Annotated in this window: 3 protein-coding genes; 2 read left to right on the top strand and 1 reads right to left on the bottom strand. The window is 65.8% G+C overall.

The features are described 5' to 3' along the window. Together VFH65_RS31755 and VFH65_RS31750 are read left to right on the top strand one after the other, a co-directional pair. Positions 1-494 (top strand): dihydrofolate reductase family protein (locus VFH65_RS31755; protein WP_353327454.1); only part of this gene is annotated, 494 nt, incomplete at its 5' end. 324 nt (positions 495-818) lie between these two features. Next, positions 819-2,138 carry a sensor domain-containing phosphodiesterase gene (locus tag VFH65_RS31750; protein ID WP_353327452.1) on the top strand — a complete coding sequence of 440 codons (1,320 nt, stop codon included), beginning with the start codon at positions 819-821 and terminating at the stop codon, positions 2,136-2,138. Positions 2,139-2,254: 116 nt separating this feature from the next. Here VFH65_RS31750 and VFH65_RS31745 read toward each other — a convergent pair whose 3' ends face one another. Then, positions 2,255-3,268 carry a PQQ-dependent sugar dehydrogenase gene (locus tag VFH65_RS31745; RefSeq protein ID WP_353327450.1) on the bottom strand — a complete coding sequence of 338 codons (1,014 nt, stop codon included), beginning with the start codon at positions 3,266-3,268 and terminating at the stop codon, positions 2,255-2,257. Positions 3,269-3,479: the final 211 nt, after the last annotated feature.

Here is a 3,479-nt window from a genome sequence, read left to right as displayed (position 1 = left end):
AGCAAGGCCCCGAGCTGCTCGACCACCGCCTCGCCTTGTACGGCGAGGACCAGCGAATGGTGTTCGGGGCCAACACGTATCGCGAATTCGTGCAGATGCTGGCCGAGAGCACCGAGGAGTCCGACGTGCGCGACCCGTGGGTCACCCGGATGACGAACCTGCCGGCAACGGTGGTGTCGACCTCACTGCAAGGTCCGCTCGACTGGCCGGACGCGACCCTCGTGAGCGGTGACGCCGTCGACGTCGTCACCCGGCTCAAGGAGGAATCCGAGGTGCCGTTGCGCTCACACGGCAGCCTGTCCATGAACAGGGCGTTGATGGCCGCAGGTCTGGTCGACCGCGTCCAGGTGACGCTCTTCCCTGTGATCACCGGTCAGACCGGACTGGCGCCCATCTTTGCCGGAGCGGCCGACTTCGACCTCGAGCTGATCGAGAGCCGAACGCTCGACGGCCGCACCCAAGAGCTCATCTACCGGCCCACAATACATGCCTGAGGGCGGCTTCTCTTTGCTGTACCTGTTACAGCACAACGCAACTGAGGTAAGGCGGACCAAAGATCTTTCCTAGCGTCCATCGCCCGGCACGACGGCTTACGCCGATCACCGTGGGATTCGAATGGTCTGACCCGCGCTGATCGATAGGTTGGCTTTCACTTCAGCAACATGCGACACGTTTGCGAAATCCGCGTGAAATCGCAAATATCCACTACCCTCAGTGCAACAGCACTAGCCCGGAATCGAGGGAACTGTGGCGTGAATCCTCTGCGCGACACCCACGGCTCTTTGGTCACCGGGTCGTCTCCCTCGACCCACGCGGGCGTGACAGCTCCACCTCATCTCGTGCCGCCAGCACACGAAAACCCGCGCTTGCCGGGCTCCGGCCGCAGGTACAAGGGTCTACTCACCGAGCTTGGGATCCGACCCGAAGCAGGCGTTGACGCTGCGTCGACCGGCGTCGGTCTCATGCCGGTGTTTCAACCAGTGGTGTCGTTACCCGACGAACGAGTGGTCGGTTTCGAGGCGCTGGCCAGTTGGCCCATGTTCGCCACGGTGAGGCCAGAGAACGTTTTCTCGTTTGCGAACAAGTCGATGCGGGCCGACGTCCTCGAGCAACAGTGCATCGATTCGGCGGTGCACGCCGCGCTCGACGACACCAAGATGCCGCGCGGCAGCATGCTGCTGATCAATACCGAGCCTGCCGTCCCCCACGTCCCACGGGCCAGTCATCCGGCGTTGAACAACGCGTGTGAACGATTTCAGGTGGTCTTCGAACTCACCGAGCGCCATCTGCTTGCGCATCCGCAGGCGCTGCTGGAAAAGGTCGCCGCGATCCGCGCTGACGGCATCGCGATCGCCATCGATGATGTTGGCGCGCATCCTGATTCGCTGGCGGTACTCGACATCCTCGCCCCCGACATCGTCAAGCTCGATATGTCGATGATCCAATTCAGCGCTCACAGCGACAGAGCCAACAGCCTGATCGGCGTTCTTGCCCACCACGAGCGCACCGGCGCGTTGATCATCGCCGAAGGCGTCGAGACCGACGAACATCTCGAGCAGGCAGTGGCGGTCGGAGCGAGCTTCGCGCAGGGCTATCGATACGGCCATCCCGCGCCGCTTGGCCGGCACCCGCGTGCAACACAACCGGCGCTGGTGCCCGCCGAGCGGCAGCGTGTCAGTTCTGCCCACGCCGCCCCCGACGATGACCGGACGACGCTGCGCGTCGCGCGCAAGGACGTCGTGTCCGCGCTATCCCGCCACATCGAGGAGCAGGCGCGGCAGTCCGTCGACCATCCGATTGTCCTGGCGGCGCTGCAGCGGGCCGAGGACTTCTCTGCCCGCTCACGACAGATCTACCGGGATCTGGCGGCGACGTCACCACTGGTTGTCGTGTTTGGCCGCGACGTGCCGACCGATCTCGGCGGCGGTATCCGCGGCGTCGAATTGCAAGCGGGAGACCCGCTTTGCGACGAGTGGGTGATCGTCACGATCGGCGCCGACACATGCAGGGCCCTGGTTGCACGCGAGCTTTCCGGCCCGGCGACGCGCGACGGCGACCGTCGTTTCGAATTCCTCATCACCAGCGATCGCGCCTTGGTCACGAAGGCCGCGCGCAGCTTGTTGGCCCGCGTCGCGTGATGTTGCGGACGATGGGTCGCCGCGCTACGCGGCGCTCGTTTCCTTGGCCGTAGACGGGGTCGATATGGCTGACGAAGTACGTGGCGCTCGCCAAGGCCGTGCAGGATTGAGCTGATCTAGGGCCGGAACTGAAGGATGCGGTCGTCGCCGTCGCGAGGGTTACCCCGACCGTCGCGATTGCTGGTGGTGAACCAGAGCGTGCCGTCCGGCGCGGCGACGACGGTTCGCAGCCGCCCGTACTGCCCAGCGAACAGCGAAACCGGTTGGCCCACTGCGCCGTCGGCGCCGATCGGAATCTGGAAGAGCCGCTGGCCGCGAAGGGCGGCCACCCACAGCGAGCCACCGTAGAAAGCCAGCCCGGACGGCGACGCTTCGTCGGTCCCCCATTGGATCACCGGGTCGGTCAGTCCGGGCGTATCTGCGCGCCCCTCGGCCATCGGCCACCCATAGTTGGCGCCCGGCTGGATCAGGTTGAGCTCGTCCAATTGATTCGCGCCGTACTCCGTGGCCCACAGCCGGCCCGCCGAATCCCACGCCAGCCCTTGGATGTTGCGGTGGCCGAAGGACCACACCGGCGACGCAGGGTCGGGATTGTCCGGCGGAACGGAGCCGTCGGTATTGATGCGCAGTATCTTGCCGCCCGACGACGACCGGTCTTGCGCCAGTTCGCGATTGCCGCTGTCCCCGGTCGCGACATAGAGCTTGCCGTCCGGGCCGAGCGCGATGCGCCCGCCGTCGTGGATCGAACCCGCAGGGATGCCGGTGAGGATCGGCGCCTGCTCGGTCAGCGCGCGACCGTCGAAGCCCATCCGGACAACGCGGTTGTCCTGCCCGGTCGTCAGGTAGGCGAACACCGTTTGACCGGCCGTCGCCAGCCCCAGCAGACCGCCCTCCCCGCGCGCCGCGACACCGGCCACGGCGCCCACTGGATTTACAGTGCCCGGCGCCGTCATGTGGCGGATCGCGCCGCTGTTGCGCTCGGCGATCAACGCGCTGCCGTCGGGCAGGAATGCGATGCCCCAGGGCACGTCGAGGTTGGTGGCGAGGTCGGCAACGCCCGGGATGTTCGGCTGGCCGCGAGACTCCACATCGTCGGCGCACGCGGCGACCAGTATCAGGGCCGAAGCCATTGCCGCCGCTGCTCGTTTCATCACTCTCGCCGTTGCCACACCGCAGGGGTACCCGAATCAGCGCAAAGTCGCTCGTAGCAGCTGCCGTAGGGAGCTGACGCTCCACGGTGGAGGACGAAAATTGCGCCGAAAGTAGGGAATATGACGGATCTGGCGCCAGATTCCGTCATATTCCCTACTCTCGCGATGCCATGACTCCGCACAGGTCCTC

The organism is Mycobacterium sp., assembly GCF_035697385.1.
GTDB lineage: Bacteria > Actinomycetota > Actinomycetes > Mycobacteriales > Mycobacteriaceae > Mycobacterium.
The sequence above is the reverse complement of the archived record's forward strand: the minus strand, read 5'-3'. Positions and strand labels throughout refer to the sequence as shown.